We start from the raw sequence: 24,109 nt of genomic DNA on the forward strand, positions 1-24,109 counted from the left end.
GAGCCGCGATCTACCCATGCCTCTCAACCGATCTGCAGAATGAACGGCCGATAGACGATCAACTCCCGTTGTGTCGAACGTACGCCGAACGTGAGGGTTTGGACGTTGTCGCAACCTTTCAGACGGCGCGACCGAAGCGATCGACCCTGAAATCATCGAGCGGCGTTTCGCATCGGTCGGTCATAATGAGCTCGGCCATGGCATCGCCCACGCCCGGACCGAGCTGGAAGCCGTGTCCGCTGAAGCCGAAGGCGTGGAACAGGCCTGGCGTCGTCGCCGAGCGTCCCATGACCGGCAGCATGTCCCTGACATAGCCCTCGCAGCCCGACCAGGTGCGGATCACCGCGACCCTTGCGATTGAGGGCAGCAGCCGCGCGACGGCGCGCAACTGCGCCTGCAGGCGCATGGGGTCGGCGGCCGCATGGCCGGGATCGAGATCCACCAGCACCCTTTCGGCCGCGCCGCCGAAGACGATGTTGCCCCGCTCGACCTGACGCAGATAGGCGCCATGGTTCTTGTCACGCGTCCAGATGCCGACCACCGGCAGGATCCGGTGCGGCAGTGGTTCGGTCACGCCCATTTGTGGGCCACGCGCATCGAGCGGAACCTGTTCGCCGAACTGTGCGGCGATGCGTGCACCCCAAGCTCCGGCGGTGTTGAGCAGGCACTCGGCGGCGAATGTACCTTTTGAACTGGTGACAAGAAAGCTGGAGCCGGTGTGCCTGACAGTCTCGACCTCCGCTTCCTCGACGATTTCGGTGCCCAGCTGGCGGGCTGCCTCGGCAAAGGCGGGTGCAATCAGCCGCGGATTGCCGCTGCCATCATGCGGTGAGAACGACGCCGCGATCGCATCGGGACCGAGGCCGGGAAAGCGGGTGTGTATCTCGCGCGGGCTGAGTTCCTCCAACTCAAGTCCCCAGGGCCGCGCCGTCTGGGCGTAGGTTCGCATGTCGGCGAGACTGGCTTCATCGAAGATCAGCCGGATATGGCCGGTGGCGCGGAATTCGACGTCGCGGCCAAGCATTTTCTCGGCCTCGCCCCAGAGCCTGAGCGAGCGATGGGCCAGCGGCAGTTGCGACAGATGCCGCCCCGTGCGCCGGATGTTGCCGAAGGAGGCGACGGTCGCTCCGGTGCCGATCCGGTTGCGCTCGATCAGCGTCACGCGCGCGCCGCGCCGGGTGAGGAAATAGGCTGAAGCCGTCCCCATCAGGCCGCCGCCCAGCACAATCACATCCATACGTCATTCCTTGTGCAGAGCGGGTGACACTTGAATGCGCCAATCTTGTCGGCGCCGCCGCATTGCGTCAAAGATGGGTTTGGACAGAAGCCATAAGTTTTACCTATGGAGTAGCCATGCGGGCCCGGCAACTCGAAGTGTTCATCGCCGTGATGCGCTCAGGTACCGTGACCGCTGCGGCGCGGATGCTGAACATTTCCCAGCCTGCGCTCAGCCAGATCCTGCTCCACGCTGAGGACGAACTCGGCTTCACCCTGTTCGAGCGGGTGAAGGGTCGGCTGCGACCAACCCCGGAGGCGCTAGAGATCTTCCCCGATGCCGAGAGGTTGTCGGCGGGGCTCGACGGCTTGCGCCGCAAGACCACCGATCTGCGCCTGGGTAGGACCGGGCTGGTGCGGATTGCGGCGTCGCCGCCGCCGGCAATGGCGATATTGCCGCGTGCGTTCACCAAATTCCGGGCGCAGCATCCCCACATAATGCTGCGTGCCCATAGCGCGCCTATCTCGGCAATCGTCGACATGCTGCGCGCGGGCGATGCCTGCCTCGGCGTGGCCATGGACGACCGGCTGCCTCCGGATATAGAGGCGGAGGTGGTCGGCAGACTCGGCTTCGTATGTCTGCTGCCCGCCGGGCACGCGCTGCAAGCGAAAGCCGAGCTGACGCTCGCCGACCTTGTCGGGGAAGAGTTGATATCTTATCGCGGTAACACCCGCCCTGCCGATGAACTGGCCCGCGCGGCCCAGGCGCAAGGCGTGGCGCTTTCGCCGTCGCTCGAGATCGACGTCTCCATCTCCGCGGTCGGCTTCGTCCAGGCCGGTCTGGGCATCGCCTTGGTCGATGCGCTGCTGCCGTGGCATCAGTTTGCCGGGCTTGCGGTCAGGCCGCTCACGGCAGGACCGGAATTTCCGATCGCGCTTCTCACCTCGCGGACGCGAGCCCTTTCGCGAGCCGATGAGATGATGCGCGATGAAATCCGCGCGGCCTGTTCCATCGTCCTGGAGGAACATCGCGCTAAGGCATAAGCAGGACTTATATTCTTGCCCGTCATACGTCTTGGACCCGCACCATCCGCTCGTGCCAGCTTTGGTTGGCAGACAGGAAGGGACGCATCATGGACGGAGTCATCACGGCGGATGAAGCGCACAACAGAGCCGACTGGAAGGTCGGCGTCGATATCGGCGGGACTTTCATCGATTTCTGTGCGCTCGAAGCGAACTCCGGACGCCTCGCCTCGCTAAAGGTGCTGACGACACCGGAAGATCCGGGCGCCGAGCTGATGACTGGCCTCACCCTTCTAGCCGAACGCGAAGGCTTTGATCCTACGCATATGACGCGCTTCGTGCACGGCACGACGGTCGGCATCAACACGATTATCCAGCGCAAGGGCGTGCCGCTCGCGCTGTTCACCAATGCCGGCTTCGAGGACGTGATCGAGCTCGCACGGCTTCGCATGCCGGACATGTATTCGCTGTTCTGCTCTCGGCCGGACCCGCTGATCTCGCGCGACATGGTGTTCGGCATTCCGGCCCGCATGCGCGCCGATGGCAGCGAGACCAAGGCACCTGATGTAGCAGCCGTTGAAAGCGCGGTCGCGGCGGCGAAAGCGAACGGGGCGCAAGGTATCATCGTGGCCTTCCTTCATTCCTGGCGCAACGCCGCGCAGGAGGCCTCGGTTAAGTCTGCTATCGCGCGCCTCGCACCCGACCTCTTCGTCTTCACCTCGGCCGAGGTCTGGCCGGTCATTCGCGAATACGAGCGCAGCTCCACCGCCATCCTCAACGGCTATGTCCATCCGCGTGTCTCGGGCTACCTGACGGCGCTGGAAGAGAGGTTGAAGAGCCGCGGCGTGCCGGCTCGCCCCATGCTGACGAAGTCGAACGGTGGGCTGATGAACGCTGCCGAAGGCAAGCAGGCCTGCGTCAATATGCTGCTTTCGGGTACGGCTTCAGGGGTCATCGGCGCCGCGTGGCTGGCGCGTCAGGCCGGCGAGGACAGGATACTTACCCTCGACATCGGCGGCACCTCGGCCGACTTCGCACTCATCATCGACGGTGGGCCACAGTTCGGCACCGGCGAACTGATCGGCGAGTTTCCGCTCCATATCCCTTCCGTGTCGGTGAGTTCGATAGGCGTCGGCGGCGGCTCGATCGCCAGCGTCGACGCTCAAGGGGTGTTGCGGGTCGGGCCCGAGTCGGCCGGCTCGACGCCGGGACCGGCTTGCTACGGCCGCGGCGGCGAGCGGGCGACCGTGACGGATGCCATGGTGGTATGCGGATGGCTCGGTCACAGCGAGATGGCCTATGGACAACTCAGCATCGATACCGGGCTGGCGCATCGCGCGGTCGGCGAGCTTGCGAGGCGACTCGGCCGCCCGGTCGAGCAGACCGCGCAGGCGATGCTCGACATCGCGGTGTCGGAGATGTTCGTCGAGGTCGAGAAACTCGCATCGCGCGCCGGCGTCGACTTGCGCGATTTCACGCTGATGCCCTTTGGCGGCGGCGGCCCCATGCTCGGCGCTTTCCTTGCCCGCGAACTCGGCATGAAGCGCGTCATGGCGCCACGACGCCCCGGCGTGGTGTCGGCACTGGGCGGACTGGTGGCGGATCTGCGCGGAGATTTCATTCGTACCATTTTCTCACCGCTGTCGGCCGCGTCGCTCCCAATTATCCGCGCGGCTTTCGAGGCGCTCGCAAGCGAGGGTCGCGACTGGCTCGCGGCGCAAGGGCATGACGCGGCCGCTGAGCTCAATTTCTCCTGCGATATGCGCTATCTCGGTCAGAGCTATGAGATCGAGGTCGTCCTTTCGCCGGAATGGCTCGACGAGAGTGACGCAGAGGCCATCGAGCAGGCCTTTCACCGCACCCATGAGCGGCTCTACGATTTCCACGACCCGGACGGCGAGATCGAGCTTGTGAACATCAGGCTGTCCGCCGTCGGCGCGGGTCCGGCGCTCTCCTTTCCAGAGATCGACGAGATCGACGTCTCCGCCAGTCCGGCGCGCCAGCTTCCGGTCTATACAGGCCTGGGCGTCGAGACCGTCGACCTCCACGACCGGCAGACTCTTGTGCCTGGTAGTAGCTTCCAAGGGCCTGCCGTGGTCGTTCAGGAAGACACCACCCTTGCCATTCCCGCCGGAGTGCAGGCGCGGGTCGATCGCCACCTCAATCTTCTTCTGACTTTCGCGGAGTGACGTCTTTGTTTGACCGGACAAACCTTCAGGTTCTGGCGAACCATGCCCGCGCGGCGGCCGAGAACATGGCCCACACGCTACACCGCACCGCGCATTCCGCCTTCGTCAAGGAAACGCAGGACTTCACGGTGATGCTGATGGACCGCTCGGGCGCGACCTTCGCCGTCCCGATGGAACTCGGCGCCACCTGGTATCCCGGGCTTTCGTATAGCCGTGCGATCGCAATGGTGGACGACTACCGGCCTGGCGACGTTGCCTTCACCAACGATCCCTATTCAGGCTATGTCGCCACCCATGCACCCGACACCCATCTGTGGAAGCCGGTCTTCGTAGAGGGCGAGATCGTCGCCTGGACCGGAGGCCACATCCACAACACCGACATGGGCGGGGCGGTGCCGGCCTCGCTCAGCCGGGCGCTGACCGAAATCCATCAGGAAGGCATCCGCTTTCCTCCCACGAAGCTGGTGCGGGAGGGCGTATTCGACGAAATGATCCTGCGCATCATGAGCACCAATGTGCGCAAGCCGGATCTCAACATCGGCGACATCAAGGCACTCGTCGGCGCGCTCAACACCGGCGAGCGCAAGATTCACGCAATGGTGGGGAAGTTCGGCACGGCCGGCTTCATCGAAGGCATTGCCGCCCTTCTTGACCACGCGGAGGCGCAGGCGCGTGACGTGCTGCGCTCCATGCCTGACGGCACATGGGAATTCGCGGATTATGCCGACGAGGATTCGGTCGAGGCCAATCCCTGCCGGCTGAAGCTGAGGCTGACGATCAAAGGCGGGGAGGCGGTCCTCGACTTCACCGGCTCCGATCCGCAACTCGGCTCCTCGCTCAACGTGCCCTCGGGCGGCGACCCGCGCCACACCATGCTGCTGGTGGGCGTCTATTACGTTCTCTACACGCTCAACCCGAAAATCCTGCTCAACACCGGTCTCACCAGGCCTTTCACCTGCATCACTCCCGAAGGTTCGGTGCTGAACCCGGTCCACCCCGCCGCCGTCGGCATGCGCTCGCTCACCTGCGCCCGGCTGCGCTCGGTCATCTTCGGCGCCTTTTCGCAGGCAGTGCCGGAGCGCCTGCCTGCGGCTCCGGCCGGCAACAATTGCATCATCAACGTCATGACGACGGATGAGCGTACCAGCCGGAGCGTCATCGCGGCGGTGAACCCCGTGGTGGGCGGCGGCGGCGCCATGCCGCATCGCGATGGCACCAACGGATCGGGTGCCGATGCCGCCTATCTCAAGAACACGCCGATAGAGATCACCGAGACCGAGACCCCGGTCGAGTTCGTGAAATACGGGCTCGCCAGGGATAGCGGCGGTGCGGGCCGCTGGCGCGGCGGGCTGGCGACCGAAATGGCTTTCCGCGTCTTTGCTCCGGACTCCAGGATCACGGCCCGCAACCGCGACCGCAGCTTCTTCCGACCCTGGGGCGTGCTGGGCGGCAAGGCGGCCGGCCTGTCCGATATGGTCGTCAATCCGGGGGGCGAGCACGAGCGGCGGCTGGGCAATATCGACACGGCGGTCCTGCAGCCTGGCGACATGCTCGAGATCCGCTCCGCCGGCGGCGGCGGCCTCGGCGATCCGCTGCAGCGCGAGCCCTGGCGGGTCGCTCAGGACGTGCGGCGCGGCTATGTCTCGCCGACAGCCGCCGAGCGTGACTATGGCGTTGTCATCCGCGGCGGCGAGATCGATGAACACGCGACCAAGCTGCTGCGCTCACGCAAGGAACCATCGGTCGGTCATTTCCATTTCGGTCCGGAGCGCGATGATTACGAAGCGCAGTGGACGCCGGCGGCCTATGACCAGCTTCATGTGGTTCTGGATGCTTTGCCGATCCATTGGCGCTTCTTCGCCAAGACGGAGATCTTCCGGCGCATGAAAGGGCGTTCCGGGCCGGACGGCGTTCAGGCAGCCTTCGATGCGGTCTGCGAACGCTTCCCCGAATTGCCCCGCCCCCATCAGGTACAAGAGGCAGCGGAGTGAGCACGGCCGGCCGTATCGTCCGGCTGGCCGAGTGTGACCGGGCACAGGTGCACTTCTCTCTCGACGGTGAGATGCGTCACGCGCTGGCCGGCGACACCGTGCTGACCGCCGTGCTGGCTTCTGAACACGCCTTGCGAAAATCCGAGTTCGGACCCGAGCCGCGCGCAGGGTTCTGCCTGATGGGAGCGTGCCAGGATTGCTGGATATGGCAGGAGGAGGAGGAGAAGCCGCGTCTGCGCGCGTGCACAACCCTTGTCGCTGAGGGTCTCCGTTTGCGCACGACGCCGCCGGAGAGCTGGCCTTGAACGGGGCCTCACCGCCACGGATCGTGATCGTGGGTGCCGGTCCCGCCGGCATCAGGGCCGCCGCCACGTTGGTCGAGGCCGGACTCCATCCGATGGTGATCGACGAAGGGCATCGCGCGGGCGGGCAGATTTATCGCCGTCCGCCTGCCGGGTTCGTCCGCACGCCAAAGCAGCTCTACGGGTCGGAAGCGGCGAAGGCGCGCGCGCTGCATGCGCTCTTCGACCGCCTGGCCAAGGACGGGCAACTCACCCATTGCGCAGGCAGTTCTGTCATCGCCGTGCATGGAGGGCAGTTGCACGTGCTGGGGGAGGGCGGCGTGCAGGTGGTCGACTGTGATCGACTGATCCTTGCCACGGGCGCGTCCGACCGTGTCGCGCCGGTGCCCGGCTGGCAGAACGCGGGCGTCTATAGTCTTGGCGCAGCGCAGATCGCGCTCAAGGCGCAAGGCGTTGCCTTGGGACGGCGGATCGTCTTGGTGGGATCAGGACCTTTGCTGACGCTGGTCGGCGCGCAGCTCGTCAAGGCTGGAGCGGACGTGGCGGCGGTGCTTGATACGTCTCCCTGGCACCAGCAGTTGCGGGGGGTCTCAGGCCTTGCCGCCCGGCCGGTCGTGGCGCTGCGCGGCCTGGCCCTGCGGGCGCGGCTTGGCCGCCGCTATCACGCAGGCGTGACGCCGGAGCGGATCGAGGCTGACGGGCAGGGTGTCGCAGCCTTGCGCTGGCGCGATGCCGGCGGACGGCAGCAGCTCACTTCCTGCGACATGATCGGCATGGGCTGCACCTGCGGGCCGAAACCCATCTGGCCGATCTGGCGGGGTGCGGCTTCACCTATGACGAGCAGTGGCGACAGTGGCTGCCAAAGACCGACGAAATGGGTCGGGCCGGCAACGGCGTCTACCTTGCGGGCGATGGGGTTCGCCTGCTCGGTGCCGATGGCGCCGAGATTGCGGGGCGCCTTGCAGCGGCGGCGTGCCTTGCCGACATCGGATATCAGGCGCCCTCGGTCAGTGCCGATCTGCGCAAGCTCGTGCGGCTCGAGCGCTTTGCCCGCGGTCTGGCTCGCGCCTTTCCCTGGCCGGCGGCCATGGTACGGGCGCTGCCCCATGAGGCGATCGTCTGCCGCTGCGAGAACGTCACTGCCGCAACGGTGCGCGAGGGGACGGATTTCGGCGGCGGCGAAGCCAACAGGGTGAAGTCACTTTCACGCGCCGGCATGGGGCGCTGCCAGGGACGCTATTGCCAGTTGCCTGCCGTCGAACTCGTCGCCGCGCAAACCGGCTGCGGGCTCGAAGCTGTCGGCAGATTCCGCGCGCAGGCCCCTGTCCGGCCAGCACCCATCGGCGCCTTTCTCGGGAAAGATTGATGCGGCTCCGCCGGCTCTAGAAGTCGGCGACCTTGCCCCATACCGAAACGTCGAAGCGGTGCGGGTCATAGGATGTCGTATCGACGAGCGGTTCTGCCCCGGTCACCAGATCGGCAACGAGGTGTCCGGCGCCTGGCCCGATGCCGAAGCCATGCCCCGAAAATCCGGCCGCCAGGAAGAAACCCGGAACGCCATGGATCTCGCCGATGGCGGGCACGCCGTCCGGCGTGCTGTCGATGTAGCCGGCCCAGGCCGCGCTGACCCTGGTCTGGCGAAATGCAGGCAGCAGCTCCAACGCCCGGGCGTAGGTCAGCCGGATGGTGCCCTGATCCGGAGCCGGATCGAGGATGCGCATCCGCTCCATCGGCGTCTGTTGGTCGAGCTGCCAGCGTTGCAGCGTTTCGTGGCCCGAACGCATGCCTTGCAGCCCGCCAGGCCCGAGGCTTCGCCAGCGCTTCAGGAACATGGGAAGGAACTGCGACGAGAAACGCAGCTGCTGCGGCGTCACGTCCACGCGTCCGCGCCCGCTTATGGCGAGCGTATAGCCGCCATCGCCGCGGCGCGTGGCCGAAACCTTCGCGGTGTGCAGCGCATCCGGCAGGCCCTTCGCACCGGGCGAGAGGGACAGGATGGACGAGCGTACCGACGCCTGCGGGAAGCGGAAGCCGAACTGGTGGCAAAATGAGGAGGCCCATGCACCACCGGACATGACCGCGGCCTTGGTCCGGATCGTTCCACATTCCGTGATCACGCCGCTCAGTCGCCCGCCCTCGGTCTCAATACCGCGAGCCGCGCAATTCTGGTGGATGGTGCTGCCAAGCTTGAGGATGGCGCGGGCGACCGCGGGCGCCGCTCGCGACGGATCGGCAGTGCCGTCGGTCGGCGAGAAGACGCCGCCCCTCCAGCTCCGGCCGGTGGCGCGGCCCCGCTCGGTGGCCTCGGCGCTGTCGAGCATGTGCGTGGTAACACCGGCGGTTCTGGCGAAATCACGCCAACACGCCCAGCCTGCAAGTTCCGCCTCGTCATTGCTGAGATAAAGCAGCCCGCAGCGGCGAAAGCCGGTGTCTTCGCCGGTCTCCGCCGCAAAGCTGTCCCACAGGTCGAGGCTTCGGGTTGCCATCGGTAGCTCGCGGGCGTCGCGGTTCTGCTGGCGGCACCATCCCCAGTTTCTGCTGGACTGCTCGGCGCCAATGCGTCCCTTTTCGACAAGCGCGACCTTCAGACCGCGCCGACCCAGATAGTAGGCCGCGAAGACACCTACGATGCCTGCGCCGATCACCACCACATCAGCGGATTGCGGTACTTCGCCAGACGTTTCGATTTGCTGCAGCGGCGCGCGCATGATTCCCTCTGCCTTGAAGCTCCAATCTAGCGTGTTGCGCAGGCAGCCGCTGCTGCAGTTGTGGCGGGAGCAGAATTTTATTCCGGCAGTCGTGTTGAAATCGAAAGTCCGTGCGTTTCAAGCGGCATCCGCTCGGATGGACAGCCCAGCGGGCTGTGGTAGTGTCGATGGTCACCAGCAAGGCAGCATTTTGTGCTGCGGCCCTCTTCCTCGGAGACAACCGTGAAACTCGATCGGATCGATATCAAGATTCTTCACGAACTGCAGAAGAACGGCCGCATCACCAACGTGGAATTGGCGGAAGTGGTGCATCTATCGCCGAGCCCATGCCTGATGCGGGTCAAGAGGCTGCAATCGGAGGGCTACATCGAGGGCTATTCCGCGCAGGTCAATATTGGCAAGCTCGGCCAGACATTGACCGTCTTCACCGAAATCACCTTGAAGAACCACCGCCAGGTGGACTTCGCTCGTTTTCTCGCCGTCGTGGACAAGATCGAGCAGGTCATTGAATGTCACCTTGTGTCGGGTGGCTACGACTACCTGATGAAATTCGTCACCTCCGGCATCGCTGAATACCAGACGATCATGGAGCGGCTGACCGACATGGATATCGGCATCGACAAGTATTTCAGCTTCGTGGTGCTGAAGTCTCCCATCGTCAAGGCGCACATGCCGCTGCCCAGTCTGTTCCCGAGGTAGTCAGTGGTCGCCGGCAGCCAGCTACAAAATGTCCGGCCGCAGTATCGCGTGTAATGCTTTCAATTCGGCTTGCATCTCAGCGATCATCCAGGCGCGGATATCAGAGACGACAGGCCGTACCGGCCTTGAGCGCGGTGCAATCAGCTGATGGATCCGGCCCGTCTTGATCTGCCTGTCCGAGGCCGGAACAAGCGTTCCCTGAAGCAGCGCCCTTGAGACATTGCTGAGCCAGCCGAGCGCCACGCCTTCCCCGTTCATCGCTGCCTGAAGGACGACCGCGTAGTCCGAGAACTCGAGCCACCTCGCCTTGCTGGTCTTGCGGTCCGCTACACCGCCCCAGGCGTCCAGCCACTGCTCCTTGGCGTCTGTAAGATGAAGCAGGACGTGACCGTCCCCGGTTCCGGCATGTATCAACCGACCGTGGGCCGACAGATAGGATGGACTGCATACGGGAACGATGATTTCCGGCGAAAACGCCCAGCGGTGATACTGCGTATCGTCATCGGTCAGGATTCTCGTGGCAAGGTCTACATTCTCGGCAGGCCCTCGTAGAACGCCGGCGATCAATTCGAACCTCAGGTCCACATCAGGAAATCTGTTGTTGAACGCTCCTAACCTGGGAACAAACCAGTGTGTTGCCAGAGAACTCGAAAGGGAAAGCGTAACCAGCGGCTTTGCGACGCTGTTCTGCTTGATTGTGCGGATCGCCTCCTCGATGCCGTCAAATCCTTCCCGTACAGCCGAATAAAGGGCGCGCCCTTCCAGGGTAGGGGCCAATCCCGTTGGCTCCCGGGTGAACAGAGCGGCGCCAAGATCGGCTTCGAGCTGGGCGATGCTGCGGCTGACGGATGGTTGAGTGACGTTGAACTCCCGCGCGGCGGCCGTGAAGCTGCCCAGCCGGACAGCAGCCTCGAAAACGAGAAGTCCGCGCGCGGAAGGAACGAGTTTTGCAAAACCAGCCATACGTCCAGCGTATAGCCACCCCAACAATTTTCAAGCTTTCTGAAGTCCCGTAAAGGGCAGACTATAACTCTCAGGAATGGCACGGAGCAGGACGTGGACGTAGCGGCATCTCAAGCAGACAGCACATCCGGCGATCCTCTGCTTCAGCCGTTCCGGCTCAAGGGTCTGACGCTGCGCAACCGCGTCGTCAGCACCAGCCACGCCTCGATGCTGGACGAGGGCGGCCTGCCGCTCGAGCGCTACCAGCTCTACCATGAGGAGAAAGCGCGCGGCGGCCTGGCGATGACCATGGCGGGCGGCTCGGCGATGACCTCGCCCGACTCGAGCTGGGGCGGCGGTCAGTTGGACCTTTCGAGCGATCGCATCGTCCCCCATCTTCAGTCTCTGTCGCAGCGAATCCATCGCCATGGCGCGGCCGTCATGTGCCAGGTCTCGCATCTTGGCAGGCGCGCCACCGCCTATACCGGGAACTGGCTCCCGCCGGTGGCGCCGTCACGCGTTCGCGAGACGCGAAACCGGAATTTTCCGAAGGAGATGGACGCCGCCGACATCGACAGGATCGTCAGGGATTACGCAAGCGCCGCCAAGCGTTGCCGTGACGGCGGGCTGGACGGCATCGAGACCGTCACCGGCGGCCATCTCATCGGCCAATTCCTGTCGCGCAGAACCAACAGACGCATGGACGGCTTTGGCGGCTCGCTCGAAAATCGCGCGCGCTTCGGCCTGATGGTTCACGAAGCGATTCGCCGGGCGGTTGGCGACGATTTCGCGGTCGGCATTCGATTCGTCATCGACGAGGCGGTCGATGACGGGTCGGATTTCGAGGAATGCCTCGCTTTCGCCCGGTTGTTCGAGCGGGAAGGCCATATCGATTTCTTCAATTGCATCTTTGGCCGCATGGACACCGATCTGTCCCTGGCCGAGCAGAACATGCCCGGCATGTTCACCCGCAGCGCGCCGTTTCTGCCGCTGGTTGGGCAGTTCAAGCGAGAGACCCGATTGCCTGTCATCCATGCGGCCGCCATCAGGGATGTAGCCACGGCCAGGCATGCCATCCGCGAGAACCTTGTCGACCTGGTTGGCATGACGCGGGCGCATATTGCCGACCCGCATATCGTCAACAAGGTGATGCGGGGAGAAGAGGACCGCATTCGCCCGTGCGTCGGCGCTTCCTACTGCCTCTATAAGAAGGTGCAGTGCGTTCACAATCCGGCCAGCGGCCATGAAACGATCATCAGCCATACCATCGTCGGGACCGAAACGCAGAAACGTGTAGTCGTGGTCGGCGGGGGTCCGGGTGGGATGGAAGCGGCAAGGGTCGCTGCCGAGCGTGGGCACAAAGTCTGCCTGCTTGAAGCCGGAGCCCGGCTCGGTGGGCAGGTGCTCGTTGCGGCCTCCGCCGTCGACCGCAAGAATCTCATCGGCATAGTCGACTGGCGCGTCGATGAACTTGCCCGCCTCGGCGTGGACGTCCGTCTCAACACCTATGCGGACGCGGAGGTCGTTCTGGCCGAGAAGCCGGACGCGGTGATCGTTGCCACCGGCGGCGTTCCGGACATGGAATGGCTGGAGGGCGCCGAACATTGCGACAGCGTCTGGGATGTCTTGACCGGCGTCGCGCCGGCGAAGGACGATGTGCTCATCTACGATGAGACCGGACGCCAGGCCGCCATTTCCTGCGCCCTGCATCTTGCCCGCCTGGGGCGCGTGGTCAGCCTGGCCATAGCGGACGATACCTTGGCGATCGAGACACCCTATCCGGACAGGGTGAGTTTCCGCAAACTTGCCTCGGAACTCGGCATCCGGATCGTCAGCGACGTGCGCCTGGTCAAGGCGGCGGGCCAAGGCAACGGGATCGCCGCCAGGTTCCGGCATGAGCTCACCGGCGCGGAAACGGAAATGACGGCAGGCCAACTCATTGTCGAGCGCGGCACGGCGCCCATGGAAGATGCCTACCAGGAATTGCGTGCGCGCTCCGTCAACAACGGCGTCACCGACATCGCACTCATGACGGGAACGAAGACAAAGGCTGGTCCCCACGCTGCTGGATCGTTCGTCTTGCACCGCATTGGAGACGCCGTTGCCAGCCGGGATATCTACTCGTCGATATATGAAGCCTACCGGCTCTGCTCGCAATTGTAGAGCGGGTGAAAGCCGGCATGCTGGCTGGCCTCGATGCCGCTGCTCAGTCTGTTCCCGAAGTGGTCAGCGGTGGCCGTATTGGCTGACGAGGTCGGGATCACGGACAAGGCCATCGAGCCAGGTGGGATCGAGCTTCGGTACTGAGGAGAACAGAAGCTTGGAATAAGGATGGGTGGCTGCCTTCACCTTGTCGGGGGTGATCTGCTCCACCCGCTCGCCATTGTACATGACCATGATCTCGTCGCAGATGGCCTCGACGACCGAGAGGTCATGGCTGATGAAAATATAGGAGAGCCCCAACTCGCGCTGCAGCTCCTTAAGAAGCTCGATCACCGCGGCCGCCACAACCGTGTCGAGTGCCGAGGTGATTTCGTCGCAGATGATCAGCTTGGGGTCGGCCGCCAGCGCGCGCGCGAAGTTCACGCGCTGCTTCTGGCCGCCAGAGAGTTCGGATGGATGGCGGTAGCGCAGCGTTTTGGGCAGGCGCACCATGTCGAGCAGTTCGTCGACGCGCTTCGACCGCGTCTGCCTGTCGAGCCCGTGATAGAAGACCAGCGGACGGGCGATGATGTCTTCCACCGGCTTGGCCGGATTGAGCGCGGTATCGGCGTACTGGAACACGATCTGCATCTCGCGCAGCTGGTCCTGGGTGCGTTTGCCCGCCCCGCGCTGCAGTTCCTTGCCGTCGAAGACGATCTCTCCGGCAGCCGCCGGATGGATGCCGGCGATCACCCGCGCCAGCGTCGACTTTCCGCAGCCGGATTCGCCGATAATGCCGAGATTGCGCCCCTTCTCCACGACCAGGCTGACGGAGTTGACGGCGCGGATAAGGGGCAGCCCGTCGTCCCGAACCGCGCCATAGCCGGCCGTCAAATTGTCGATGCGCAGCAGCTGTTTGGTTACCGCATCCGCGTCCGCTTGCGCTTGCCGGCGCTTCGGTTCGAACGCGGCCAACAGTTCGCGCGTGTAGGGGTGCTGGGCAGCCGAAAGAATTTGAGCCGTGGTGCCGGTCTCCTGCACTTCGCCCCCCTTGAGCACGACGATGTGGTCGGCGATCTGGGCGACGACCGCGAGGTCGTGCGAAACGTAGACACCCGCTATGCCACCCGCCCGCATCACCGACTTGAACGCCTTCAGCACGTCGATTTGTGTCGTCACGTCGAGTGCCGTCGTCGGCTCGTCGAAGATGACCAGCTTGGGATCACCGATGAGCGCCATGGCCGCCGACAGCCGCTGCAATTGTCCGCCTGAAACCTGATGCGGATAACGGGCGCCGATCCCATTGGGATCCGGCAGCGACAAGGCCTTGAACAACTTGACCGCGCGCTTTCGAGCCTGCTCGGGAGGCATCAGTTTGTGGATCCGCGTAACCTCGATCACCTGCTCCATGATCGTGGACGAGGGGTTGAAGGACGCGGCGGCACTTTGCGGAACATAGGCGATATCGGTGCCGCGTAGTTTGGCACGCTCCTTCTCGGAAAGTGTCGCCATGTTCTTGCCGTTGACGTTGATCTCGCCGCCGGTGATCCGGCAGCCTGGCCGTGCGTGCCCCATGAGCGAGAGCGCCACTGTCGTCTTGCCGGAGCCGCTCTCACCGATGAGGGCGACGATCTCGCCGTCGGCTATATCGAGGCTGACGCCCTTGATGATTTCGACAATCCGCCCGGCATCGGTCGTTGCCTCGATCCTCAGGTTCCTGACCTCGACGAGATTGGTCATGCGTCCCTGTCCCTGATCTTCTTCGGCAAATTGTCGATCAGCAGGTTGACGCTGATGGTGAGGCTGGCGATCGCCAACGAGGGCACGATGACGGCGGGCGCGGCGAAAGGCAGGCCGCCGATGTTCTCGCGCACCAGCGCGCCCCAGTCGGCGAGTGGCGGCTGCAGCCCAAGCCCGAGGAAGGACAGGCCGGAGAGCAACAGCACGATGAAGACGAAGCGCAGGCCAAAATCGGCCAGCACCGGGCGGATGATGTTGGGCAGGATCTCGGACCCGGTGAGATAGATGGTACTTTCGCCACGGACACGGGCGACGGTCATGAAGTCCATGGTGTTGATGTTGACGGCGAGCGCCCGCGCGAAGCGGTATGCGCCCGGGGTGTAGATGACGGCGAGCGTCAGGATCAGCACCGGGATCGATGAGCCGACCGCTGCAACGACCACAAGACCGAACAGCTTGCTGGGGATCGAGTTCATGGCGTCCAGGAAGCGGCTGAGGCAGGTGTCGAGCCAGCCGCCGGTGACGGCCGCGATCATGCCGAGCACGACACCGGAAAAGCAGGCGATGACGACAGCGGCGAGCGATATGCCGACGGTATAGCGCGCGCCCATCAACACCCGCGAGAGCATGTCGCGCCCCAGATAGTCCGAGCCGAGCCACAGCCCCTGGCGCATCGGGCCGAAATAGTCGTCGTCGACGATGTCGCCGATCGAATGGGGGATGATGATGGGCGCGAAGATGGCGATCAGCGTCCACGCCAGGATGACCAGCGCAGCGACGACGCCCACGAGATTGTAGCTGTGGCCGAGGAAGGACCGGCGGGAGGCTGCCACGCGTGCGCCCATCATCTGAGCCTCGGGTTGGACATGATGGCGACGATGTCGGCGGCGGTGATGAGCAGGAGATAACCGAGGCAGAAGATCATTGCGCAGCTCTGGATCAGCGGCAGGTCGCGGGTCGCGACCGCGTCCACCATCAGCTTGGCGATGCCGGGATAGTTGAAGATCGTCTCGACGATGATGACGCCGCCGACTAGATAGGACAGCGACAGCGCGACCGCATTGACGATCGGCCCAAGCGCATTGGGAAGCGCGTGCTTCAGCACCATGCGGCTGCGCGACGCGCCTTTGAGAAGCGCCATCTCCACATAGGGCGTGGAGAGCGTTTCGATCACCGCGGCGCGGGTCATGCGGATCATCTGGGCGGAGATGACGAAGGTGAGCGTAATCACGGGCATGGCGTAGATCCGCACGAGGTCGGTCAGCGAATGCGCCTCGTTGACCGAAGACAGCGCCGGCAGCCATTTGAGATAGACGGCAAAGAGCAGCACAGCCAGCGTCGCGACCATGAACTCCGGCACGGAGATGATGCCGATCGAAAGGATGGTGACGGTGCGGTCGTAGATGGAACCCCGCAGCATCGCAGCGGTGATGCCGAGCGTCAGCGCCAGCGGCACCGAGAGCAGCGTGGTGATGCCGGCGAGCTCCATTGTGTTGACGAAGCGCCCGCCGATCAGCTTCGCGACCGGCATTTCGTTGGCATAGGAAGTGCCGAGGTCGCCGTGGAGCAGGCCGAAAAGCCAGCGCAGGAAGCGCAGGATCGCCGGATCGTTGAGATGCATGGCTTCGCGCAGGCCAGCGACCGCCTCCGGGGTCGCCGCCTGACCGAGCAGGATCGACGCGGTGTCGCCAGGCAGCATGCTGGTGGCGAAGAAAACTGCGAACAGGACGATCAGAAGGGTGACGACGGCGATCGCCAGCCGCTTCAACACGAGGTTTAGAACCCCAGACGTCATGGAAGCGCTCCTGCGGTTGCGTTCGGCCAAGCCATGTTGCGCAATAGGTGCCAGGGACCGGCTGTCCGGTCCCTGGCAGGACCCTCTCAGGCTTCGAGCCAGAGGTGTTCGGCCATTGCGTAGCCCATCATGCCACCAAGCGGGTTCGCTTCCAAACCCTTCACTTTGCTGGAAAGGGCATCGACGTTGGAAATGTAGGCCGGGATGATGGTGCCGGCCTCCTCGGAGACCATGACCTGCATCTGGTTGTAGATTTCCTTGCGCTTGGCCTGGTCGAGCGAGCCACGCGCCTCAACAAGCAACTTGTCGAACTTCTCGGACTTGTACTGGCTTTCGTTCCAGGGCGCGTTCGAGGCGTAGAGGAGCGAGAACAGGATGTCCGGCGTCGGACGCGGATTGATGTTGCCGAAGTGAATCGGCGCTTTCAGCCAGTAATTGTCCCAGTAGCCGTCGGAGGGGACCCGCTGGACGTCGAGCTTCATGCCGATATCCGCGCCGGCGGCCTGGATGATGACAGCCATGTCGATCGACGAGGTCGCGGCGTCGGAGGCGATCACGGGGATGGACTGGCCAAGCAGGCCCGCCTTCTGGAAGTGGAACTTCGCCTTGTCCGGGTCGAAAGCTTTCGGCTTGAGGTCGGCGTTGTGGAAGATGTTCGCCGGCGAGACAGGCTGGTCGTTGCCGATTTCACCGAGGCCGCGCAATGCCGATTTGACGATCTGCTCGCGGTTGACGAGATACTTCATGCCGGCCACGAAGTCGGCCTTGCTGCCCGGATCCGTGTCGAGGCGGATGTTGAGATCCGTGTAGTTGCCCGAAGTCGTCTTCGAGAGTTCAAAGCCCGGCTGGCCCCCGATGAGCTTCATGGCGCGCGGATTGATCGAGGCCGCGAAATTGATGTCCCCTGACAAGAGCGCATTGACGCGGGCACTGTCGTCGCTGATGGCAATGAATTCGAACGAATCCAAATAGGGCTTGCCCGACTTCCAGTAGTTTTTGTTCTTGGTGACGACCGATCGCACGCCCGGTTCGAACGTCTGGAGAACGAAGGCGCCCGTGCCGTTGCCCTTGGAAAAATCGGTGGTGCCATCCGCCACGATCATAAAGTGATGCAATGCCAGGATGGTCGGAAGGTCGGCATTCGGATCGGCGAGGGTGATTTCGACGGTCGATTTGTCGACCGCCTTGAAGCCGGTCATCTGCGCTGCGATCTTGGCGACCTTGGAGCCGACCGCCTTGTCGAGATGGCGCTTCAGCGAGAAGATGACGTCTTCGGCGGTGAGGTCCTTGCCGTCGTGGAAGGTGACGCCCTTGCGCAGCTTCACGGTCCAGGTCTTGGCGTCCTTGCTGTCGAAACTCTCGGCCAACTCCATCTGCGTCTTGCCCTCCTTGTCGAGGAAGGTCAGGCGGTTATAAAGCGAGCAGCAGCGGACATAGTCGGTGGAGAGCGACGCCTTTGCCGGGTCGAGCGTGTCGGCGGTCGAGGACGACCAGCCGGCCGCCTTTAAATTTCCGCCGGAAACGGGCGTGGCGGCGACGGCTTGGGTCGCTCGGCCGAGCACCACGCCGCCCGCGGCAACAGCGGCGCCGCCGGCCAACAGCATCTTGAGGAGTTCGCGGCGGTTCGCGCCCCGCCGAATGGCGCATTCGACCATGGCATCGTCTGCGCTGGTCCAGTTGGTGATCTTGTCGGTCATGTCATTCCCCTTTCTGTTGGTTTCTCGGTCCGGATGCCCGTCTTGCTGCGAGCTTTCCGGCTTGGCTCAGGTTCGTTCCTTCAGGCTTTCCCGCACGGCCGCCGCCAAGCTGGCCATCGAGGTGAAGTGGTAGTCCGGCTTGGTGAAGCGTTCGGGCTCGATCGTGCCGCCATAGCCCTTCTGGGCGTGCCGGCGCTCGATCCAGCAATTGGTCATGCCAAGCGCCCGGGATATGCCGATGTCGTGGTGCTGGCTTTGCGCGACATGCAGGATGTCGTCCTTGCTGTCGCCGCGGGACGCCACGAAATCGAAAACTTTCTGGAAGAAGGCCGGGTCCGGTTTCTCGGTGCCTGTGTCGTCGGCGGTGAAGGTGGCGAAGAAGGGCGATCCGAGCTGCTTCTCGAAATGGTCGAACGCCCAGCGCCGTGCATTGGTCATGGCAATCAGCTTGTGCGACTTCGCAAGGTTCGCCAATGCCGTCGCGCTGTCGGGGAAGCCTTTCCAGACACTGGCCGAATCCCGCAGGCGAATACCGTATTTCTCTTCGGTCGGCAGGCCGAGCCGCGGCGCGATGATCATGTAGACGCGCACGAGGTCGTCCGGGAACAACCCCACCCCAGGCATGTAACGGGCCTGCCGATAGAGGGCGAGAGCCTCTTCGCCGTCGATCGAGACGCCGGCCTCGGCGGCAATGCCAGCCAGGCAGGTCGTTATGCCGCCTTCGAAGTCGATCAGCGTGCCGACCACATCGAAGGTCATGTATTTGAATTCGCTAAAGCCCCTGGCCAAGACTGGCTCTCCTCTGCGCGCTGCCGAATTGCATGTGCTGAACAGAACAAAATTCCGTGCTGCCCGGGGCGTCGGCTGTTTCCGAAGGCCCGGAAATCGGGCTTTCTGGCCTTGTCTTAACTGCAGTCTGGCACTTCCCCCGCGCTGGATTCGCCGAAAAGGCGCAAGTGCGCGGCACAAAATTGCGAAATCGTCTGCCCCGGCGATATTTCGAGATGCGAAAAATTCGTCGCTCGTCATGCCATGGCCTGGCGGACGTCTGGATCGTCCAGCGTCTGGTCAAGAGTTCGGCGCGTGCGCTCGATGATCGCATCGATATCGCTGTCGGTACAGCAGAGCGGCGGCGCATAGCCGAGGACCCCTTGCGCGAAGGCACGGATGATGAGGCCATTGTCCCACGCCCTGTCGAAGACCCGCCGCGCCGGCATGGCCGACGCGGGAAGCGGTGTTTTCTTCTGCTTGTCGGTCACCAGTTCGACCGCCGCAAGCATGCCGCGGCCCCGCACCTCGCCCACGAGCGGATGGTCGCTCAGGCTGTTCAATCCCGCCATCAGGCGTGCGCCGGCCCTGATGCCGTTCTCCAAAAGCCCATTTTCATAGAGCCTCAACACCTCAAGCGCGACGGCGGCGCTGACCGGATGGGCGGAGTAGGTGTAGCCGTGGCCGACCGCCGAAGCGCCCGCGCCGTCGGCGATCACGTCGTAGACATGATCGGCCATGAACACCGCGCCCATCGGAACATAGCCCGAGGTCAGGCCCTTCGCCGTCGTCATGAAATCGGGAACGATGTCCTCCTCAGTGCAGGCGAACAGTGGTCCCGTGCGGCCGAATCCGGTGATCACCTCGTCAGCGACGAACAGGATGCCGTATTCCCTGCAAAGCTCGCGGATCGCCTTCATCCAGCCTTTCGGGGGAACGATGACACCGCCCGAGCCTTGGATCGGCTCGGCATAGAAGGCAGCGACGCACTCCGGCCCAATTTCCTCGATCTTGATCTTCAGCGCGGCGAGCGAGGCTGCGATGATCGCGTTTCCGTCTTCGCCGACTGGATTTCGATAGGGATAGGGGGACGGGATCTTATGCTGCCATTCGAAGGGGATGCCGAAGCCGGCGTGAAAAGCAGGCAGCGCGGTCAGACCGGCGCCGACCACCGACGATCCGTGATAGCCCTGCTCGATCGAAATGAACTGGTCGCGCTGCGGCTCGCCCTTGGCGTTCCAGTAGTAGCGGACGAAACGGATCGTGCTGTCGACCGCGTCCGATCCGCCGAGCGTGAAATAGACGTGATTGAGATCCCCGGGCGCACGCTCGGCCAGTTCTGAGGCGAGGCGGATGGCCGGTTCCGAGCCGAGATCGAAATAGGCGGTGGCGTAGGGAAGTTCGCGCATCTGCCGTGCCGCCGCCTCGACGATGCTGTCATGACCGTAGCCTGCGTTGACACACCACAATCCTGCGAAACCGTCGACGAGCTGCTTGCCGGACGCATCGGTCACGGTCGCACCCTTTGCCGATTTCAGCACACGCACGCCAAGCGCCTCGTGGCCGCGATATGACGAAACCGGATGAATAAGATGGGCGCGGTCGAGTTCGATCAGGGAATTGGCGAGCATTGATACCTCCGGCTAGAGCATGATGCCGAAAAGTGTGAAGCGGTTTTCGGACGACATCATGCTCTATCCCTTGATTTAGAGCCGGATTCAGACTTCGGATCGACTCGATCCGAAATCATCCGGCTCTAGCCGAGTGCCTGGTTGGCGAGTGCGTAAACTTTTGGCCGTGCCCGTGCCGCGTCCGGCCTGGACGGACGGTCCATGGTCACGCCACCGCCGACATGAGCGAGGCCGATTTCCGTGAGCCAGTCGGCGATGCCGGTCCTGCTGTCGGTATCCACGCGCAGGAAGACACCGGGGCGCGACGCGGCGAAAAAGCTGATCAGGCCCTTGGCGTCCTCGATACTCCCGGCGATCACGGGGCCGATCACCTCGCCGCCTCCGAACGGGCGGATCGCCGCATAGGCCTCGATGGCGCCGTTGCGGCGGACGACGGCGAATTCCCCGCGCTCGGCAAGCGCATCGATCAGAGCTTCACGGTCCGCGCCATAGGCGTCGCGGTCCATCGCCTTGATTTCTGGCAGGTCGACAATGGCCGCGGCCTCCATCCCGGCAGGCGCATCAAGCTCCGCGACCTGGCCCTGATGCTGCAGGACCGTGCCGGAGGGCACAAAGCCCAGTTTCTCATAGAGAGGCATGCCGTCCCGCGTCGCGACAAGCCGCAATGGACGGTCTTTGGCAAGGGCGAAGGCCTTTTCCATCAGCCGGCGTCCCAGCCCCTTGCCTCGCACATTCCTGTCGACAATCACCATGTTGATCATGGCGCAATCATCGCCATAGGGCGTGACCAGGATGGTCCCGGTGACCTGGCCGTGGTCGTCGAGCGCGACCGCGCCGTTGGAGAGTTGCAACGCCATCTGCCAGTCCTGCGGACGATGCGGCCAATTCTCTTGGCGCGAAAGCGCGACGGCGCCCTCGATATGGTCCGGCCCGAACGCTCGGAGTTCGATCTCTTCCTGCTGCATGAGGCATCCTTCCGTCTGCCGTAAGTCTCGACCATCGGCGCGCCGCAGATCGTCTGAAGGCGCTGGCTTCGGCGGTATCATTCGCCGTAGCGCGAGCGGTGCGCCGCATCTTGTGCTGGCGCCGCCCGTGGCGGATGCGTTTCAGGTCAAGGAAGGCGGGCTCATTGACCGTCGGGATGCTACAGCGTGCCAAACCAGCAGGCGGATACGAAACTTTCTGCTTTCGGGAAGGCTATTTCGGTCAGGTGGCTCGCCGCCCGCCGGCCTATGATGAAATACATCCCAACGCGGAAGTGCTTCCACTGGAGATCGACGGACATGGCTTCTTTCAGGCCCAAATACATCACCTTCGACTGCTATGGCACGTTGACCTTCTTCCAGATGGCGGAAGCGGCGCGCGACCTCTATGGCAGTCGGCTCGACGAGCCGCGCATGCAGGAGTTCATCAAGAATTTCGCGGCATATCGGCTCGACGAGATCCTGGGCGACTGGAAGCCCTATGCTGACGTCGTCCACAATGCGCTCGAGCGCGCCTGCAAGCGCAATGGTGTTGTCTTCAATCCCGACGATGCCAAAATGGTCTATGAGCGTGTCCCGACCTGGGGACCGCATGCAGATGTTCCGGCGGGCCTGGCAAAGGTCGCCAAGGAAATTCCGCTGGTTATCCTCTCCAACGCCATGAACGCGCAGATCATGTCCAATGTTGAAAAGCTCGGCGCGCCCTTCCATGCTGTCTATACGGCCGAGCAGGCGCAGGCCTACAAGCCCCGCTTCAAGGCCTTCGAATACATGTTCGATAGGCTGGACTGCGGCCCGGAGGACATTCTTCACTGCTCGTCCTCGTTCCGCTACGACCTGATGTCGGCGCACGATCTCGGCATCAAGAACAAGGTCTGGGTCAACCGCGGTCACGAACCGGCCAACCCCTATTACGGCTATGTCGAGATATCGGACATTTCGGGCCTTCCAGGCGTGGTTGGTCTCTAAAACAGGCGGATTGCCGATGAAGCTGGTCTCCTACTGGCACGACACAGCCCCCGTATTTTCCGGCGCGGCGCAAGGCCCGGTCGAGGGGCACTACGATGCCGCCATCATCGGCGGCGGCTTCACCGGTCTCGCCGCGGCGCGCCAATTGGCGAGGGCCGGCGCCAAGGTGGCGGTGCTGGAAGCGGAGCGCGTGGGCTGGGGGGCATCCGGGCGCAATGGCGGGCATCTGAACAACGGGCTTGCCCATAGCTACCTCTCGGCCAAGGCGGAGCTCGGCAAGGAGCGCGCGATCGCGCTCTACCGGGCGCTGGACGACTCCGTCGACACGATCGAGGCGCTGGTAGCCGAGGAAGGCATCGACTGCAGTTTCCGCCGTGCCGGCAAGCTCAAGCTCGCCTCCAAGCCGCAGCATTTCGAAGCGATCGCCCGCAACTTCGAAGCCCTCCATGCCGAGGTGGATCCGGACACGGCGCTACTGTCGGTAGATGATCTGAAATCCGAGATCGGTTCGCCTTTCCATGGCGCGATGCTGTCGAAGAAGAGCGCCATGATGCATATGGGCCGCTATGTGGCCGGGCTGGCCACGGCGGCTGCCCGTCACGGCGCAATTATCCATGAGAACGCGGCGGTAACGGATCGCAAGCAGGTGGGAAAAAAGCATGAGTTGACCACGTCGCGTGGCCGCATCAGCGCCGACAACGTGCTGGTGGCGACCGGCGCCTATACCACGCCTAATTTCGGCTATTTCCGCCGCAGGATCATCTCCGTCGGCAGCTTCATTATCGCCACGCGGCCGTTGAGCGACACGGAGACCGCCGCGATCATGCCGGGCAACCGCACTTGCGTGACCTCGATGAACATCGGCAACTACTTCCGGCTTTCGCCCGACAATCGCCTGATCTTCGGCGGCCGCGCACGCTTCTCGGCCACATCGGACCAGCGCTCCGACGCCAGGAGCGGCCAGATATTGCAGGCAAGCCTGGCCACGATCTTCCCGGAGCTCGCCAGGGTCGAGATCGACTATTGCTGGGGCGGGCTGGTCGACATGACCAAGGACCGGTTCCCACGCGCCGGCTATCACGATGGAGTCTGGTACGCGATGGGCTATTCCGGCCACGGCGCGCAGCTTTCCACCCATCTCGGCATGGTCCTGGCCGATGCCATGCTCGGCCGCGACGACCGCAATCCGCTGAAAGGGCTCGAGTGGCCTGCCATCCCCGGCTATTCCGGCAAGCCCTGGTTCCTGCCGATGGTCGGACTCTACTACAAGGCGCTCGACCGGTTTCAGTGACCCTTTCGGCTAAGCCTAGCTTCA

At 63.8% G+C, this 24,109-nt stretch carries 19 protein-coding genes and 1 pseudogene; 9 read left to right on the top strand and 11 right to left on the bottom strand.

Features of this window, described 5'->3' with window-relative positions; all coding sequences use genetic code 11:
- Positions 1-118: 118 nt before the first annotated feature.
- Positions 119-1,237 carry an NAD(P)/FAD-dependent oxidoreductase gene (locus O7A60_RS17960; RefSeq protein WP_337107367.1) on the bottom strand — a complete coding sequence of 373 codons (1,119 nt, stop codon included), beginning with the start codon at positions 1,235-1,237 and terminating at the stop codon, positions 119-121.
- A gap of 116 nt (positions 1,238-1,353) precedes the next feature.
- On the opposite strand from O7A60_RS17960, the gene O7A60_RS17965 reads away from it, so the two are divergent.
- From O7A60_RS17965 to O7A60_RS17985, 5 genes and pseudogenes are all read left to right on the top strand, one after another.
- Entirely contained in the window at positions 1,354-2,259 is a 906-nt protein-coding gene (locus O7A60_RS17965; RefSeq protein ID WP_337107368.1) for a LysR family transcriptional regulator, read from the top strand.
- Between the two features lie 89 nt (positions 2,260-2,348).
- Positions 2,349-4,427, top strand: a complete 2,079-nt coding sequence (locus tag O7A60_RS17970) for a hydantoinase/oxoprolinase family protein (protein WP_337107369.1) — start codon at positions 2,349-2,351, stop codon at positions 4,425-4,427.
- Between the two features lie 5 nt (positions 4,428-4,432).
- Positions 4,433-6,418 carry a hydantoinase B/oxoprolinase family protein gene (locus O7A60_RS17975; RefSeq protein WP_337107370.1) on the top strand — a complete coding sequence of 662 codons (1,986 nt, stop codon included), beginning with the start codon at positions 4,433-4,435 and terminating at the stop codon, positions 6,416-6,418.
- Positions 6,415-6,723 (top strand): (2Fe-2S)-binding protein, encoded by a 309-nt coding sequence (locus tag O7A60_RS17980; protein ID WP_337107371.1) that lies wholly within the window; start codon positions 6,415-6,417, stop codon positions 6,721-6,723. Before O7A60_RS17975 ends, O7A60_RS17980 begins: the two co-directional genes overlap by 4 nt.
- A pseudogene (locus tag O7A60_RS17985) lies at positions 6,720-8,086 on the top strand (FAD/NAD(P)-dependent oxidoreductase). The gene O7A60_RS17980 and the pseudogene O7A60_RS17985 overlap by 4 nt, the downstream one beginning before the upstream one ends.
- A gap of 16 nt (positions 8,087-8,102) precedes the next feature.
- Here O7A60_RS17985 and O7A60_RS17990 read toward each other — a convergent pair.
- Positions 8,103-9,428, bottom strand: a complete 1,326-nt coding sequence (locus tag O7A60_RS17990; RefSeq protein ID WP_337107372.1) for an NAD(P)/FAD-dependent oxidoreductase — start codon at positions 9,426-9,428, stop codon at positions 8,103-8,105.
- A 222-nt stretch (positions 9,429-9,650) separates the two neighbouring features.
- Between O7A60_RS17990 and O7A60_RS17995 the strand changes: the two genes are divergently transcribed.
- Entirely contained in the window at positions 9,651-10,127 is a 477-nt protein-coding gene (locus O7A60_RS17995) for an Lrp/AsnC family transcriptional regulator (RefSeq protein ID WP_320212843.1), read from the top strand.
- A gap of 21 nt (positions 10,128-10,148) precedes the next feature.
- Here the strand turns inward: O7A60_RS17995 and O7A60_RS18000 are convergent, their stop codons facing one another.
- Positions 10,149-11,090: a LysR substrate-binding domain-containing protein gene (locus tag O7A60_RS18000; protein ID WP_337107373.1), complete on the bottom strand. Its 942-nt coding sequence runs from the start codon at positions 11,088-11,090 to the stop codon at positions 10,149-10,151.
- 93 nt (positions 11,091-11,183) lie between these two features.
- Here O7A60_RS18000 and O7A60_RS18005 point away from each other — a divergent pair, with 93 nt between their 5' ends.
- Positions 11,184-13,232 (top strand): NADH:flavin oxidoreductase, encoded by a 2,049-nt coding sequence (locus O7A60_RS18005; RefSeq protein WP_337107374.1) that lies wholly within the window; start codon positions 11,184-11,186, stop codon positions 13,230-13,232.
- A gap of 63 nt (positions 13,233-13,295) precedes the next feature.
- Here O7A60_RS18005 and O7A60_RS18010 read toward each other — a convergent pair whose 3' ends face one another.
- The 8 genes from O7A60_RS18010 to O7A60_RS18045 form a co-directional block, all read right to left on the bottom strand.
- Entirely contained in the window at positions 13,296-14,951 is a 1,656-nt protein-coding gene (locus O7A60_RS18010; protein WP_337107375.1) for an ABC transporter ATP-binding protein, read from the bottom strand.
- A complete protein-coding gene (locus tag O7A60_RS18015; protein WP_337107376.1) occupies positions 14,948-15,799 on the bottom strand; it encodes an ABC transporter permease in 852 nt (283 codons plus the stop codon). Before O7A60_RS18015 ends, O7A60_RS18010 begins: the two co-directional genes overlap by 4 nt.
- Positions 15,796-16,746: an ABC transporter permease gene (locus tag O7A60_RS18020; RefSeq protein ID WP_337107377.1), complete on the bottom strand. Its 951-nt coding sequence runs from the start codon at positions 16,744-16,746 to the stop codon at positions 15,796-15,798. The genes O7A60_RS18015 and O7A60_RS18020 overlap by 4 nt, the downstream gene beginning before the upstream one ends.
- Positions 16,747-16,832: 86 nt before the next feature.
- Entirely contained in the window at positions 16,833-18,443 is a 1,611-nt protein-coding gene (locus O7A60_RS18025; RefSeq protein WP_337107378.1) for an ABC transporter substrate-binding protein, read from the bottom strand.
- A gap of 66 nt (positions 18,444-18,509) precedes the next feature.
- The gene (locus O7A60_RS18030) at positions 18,510-19,202 is read right to left on the bottom strand and encodes an HAD-IA family hydrolase (RefSeq protein WP_415926832.1); all 693 of its coding nucleotides are present in this window, start codon (positions 19,200-19,202) and stop codon (positions 18,510-18,512) included.
- A gap of 266 nt (positions 19,203-19,468) precedes the next feature.
- A complete protein-coding gene (locus tag O7A60_RS18035; protein WP_337107380.1) occupies positions 19,469-20,842 on the bottom strand; it encodes an aspartate aminotransferase family protein in 1,374 nt (457 codons plus the stop codon).
- A 125-nt stretch (positions 20,843-20,967) separates the two neighbouring features.
- On the bottom strand, positions 20,968-21,807 hold the full coding sequence (locus tag O7A60_RS18040; protein WP_337107381.1) for a GNAT family N-acetyltransferase: 840 nt from the start codon (positions 21,805-21,807) through the stop codon (positions 20,968-20,970).
- A gap of 179 nt (positions 21,808-21,986) precedes the next feature.
- A complete protein-coding gene (locus O7A60_RS18045) occupies positions 21,987-22,127 on the bottom strand; it encodes a hypothetical protein (RefSeq protein ID WP_198028847.1) in 141 nt (46 codons plus the stop codon).
- On the opposite strand from O7A60_RS18045, the gene O7A60_RS18050 reads away from it, so the two are divergent.
- Both O7A60_RS18050 and O7A60_RS18055 read left to right on the top strand, forming a co-directional pair.
- Positions 22,126-22,794, top strand: coding sequence for a haloacid dehalogenase type II (locus tag O7A60_RS18050; protein WP_027146131.1), 669 nt, complete (start codon positions 22,126-22,128; stop codon positions 22,792-22,794). The genes O7A60_RS18045 and O7A60_RS18050 overlap by 2 nt on opposite strands.
- Positions 22,795-22,810: 16 nt before the next feature.
- Positions 22,811-24,085, top strand: coding sequence for an NAD(P)/FAD-dependent oxidoreductase (locus O7A60_RS18055; protein ID WP_337107382.1), 1,275 nt, complete (start codon positions 22,811-22,813; stop codon positions 24,083-24,085).
- The last annotated feature ends 24 nt before the right edge of the window (positions 24,086-24,109 follow it).

Source organism: Mesorhizobium salmacidum (SeqCode), from assembly GCF_037179605.1.
GTDB lineage: Bacteria > Pseudomonadota > Alphaproteobacteria > Rhizobiales > Rhizobiaceae > Mesorhizobium > Mesorhizobium salmacidum.

Bases quoted from the DNA above. Each gene is read 5' to 3' on its own strand.
- O7A60_RS18000 (WP_337107373.1), bottom strand. From the start codon at position 11,090: ATGGCTGGTTTTGCAAAACTCGTTCCTTCCGCGCGCGGACTTCTCGTT.
- O7A60_RS18035 (WP_337107380.1), bottom strand. From the start codon at position 20,842: ATGCTCGCCAATTCCCTGATCGAACTCGACCGCGCCCATCTTATTCAT.
- O7A60_RS18020 (WP_337107377.1), bottom strand. From the start codon at position 16,746: ATGACGTCTGGGGTTCTAAACCTCGTGTTGAAGCGGCTGGCGATCGCC.
- O7A60_RS17960 (WP_337107367.1), bottom strand. From the start codon at position 1,237: ATGGATGTGATTGTGCTGGGCGGCGGCCTGATGGGGACGGCTTCAGCC.
- O7A60_RS17970 (WP_337107369.1), top strand. From the start codon at position 2,349: ATGGACGGAGTCATCACGGCGGATGAAGCGCACAACAGAGCCGACTGG.
- O7A60_RS17990 (WP_337107372.1), bottom strand. From the start codon at position 9,428: ATGCGCGCGCCGCTGCAGCAAATCGAAACGTCTGGCGAAGTACCGCAA.
- O7A60_RS18015 (WP_337107376.1), bottom strand. From the start codon at position 15,799: ATGATGGGCGCACGCGTGGCAGCCTCCCGCCGGTCCTTCCTCGGCCAC.
- O7A60_RS18045 (WP_198028847.1), bottom strand. From the start codon at position 22,127: ATGTCCGTCGATCTCCAGTGGAAGCACTTCCGCGTTGGGATGTATTTC.
- O7A60_RS18030 (WP_415926832.1), bottom strand. From the start codon at position 19,202: ATGACCTTCGATGTGGTCGGCACGCTGATCGACTTCGAAGGCGGCATA.
- O7A60_RS17965 (WP_337107368.1), top strand. From the start codon at position 1,354: ATGCGGGCCCGGCAACTCGAAGTGTTCATCGCCGTGATGCGCTCAGGT.
- O7A60_RS18025 (WP_337107378.1), bottom strand. From the start codon at position 18,443: ATGACCGACAAGATCACCAACTGGACCAGCGCAGACGATGCCATGGTC.
- O7A60_RS18010 (WP_337107375.1), bottom strand. From the start codon at position 14,951: ATGACCAATCTCGTCGAGGTCAGGAACCTGAGGATCGAGGCAACGACC.
- O7A60_RS18040 (WP_337107381.1), bottom strand. From the start codon at position 21,807: ATGCAGCAGGAAGAGATCGAACTCCGAGCGTTCGGGCCGGACCATATC.
- O7A60_RS18055 (WP_337107382.1), top strand. From the start codon at position 22,811: ATGAAGCTGGTCTCCTACTGGCACGACACAGCCCCCGTATTTTCCGGC.
- O7A60_RS18050 (WP_027146131.1), top strand. From the start codon at position 22,126: ATGGCTTCTTTCAGGCCCAAATACATCACCTTCGACTGCTATGGCACG.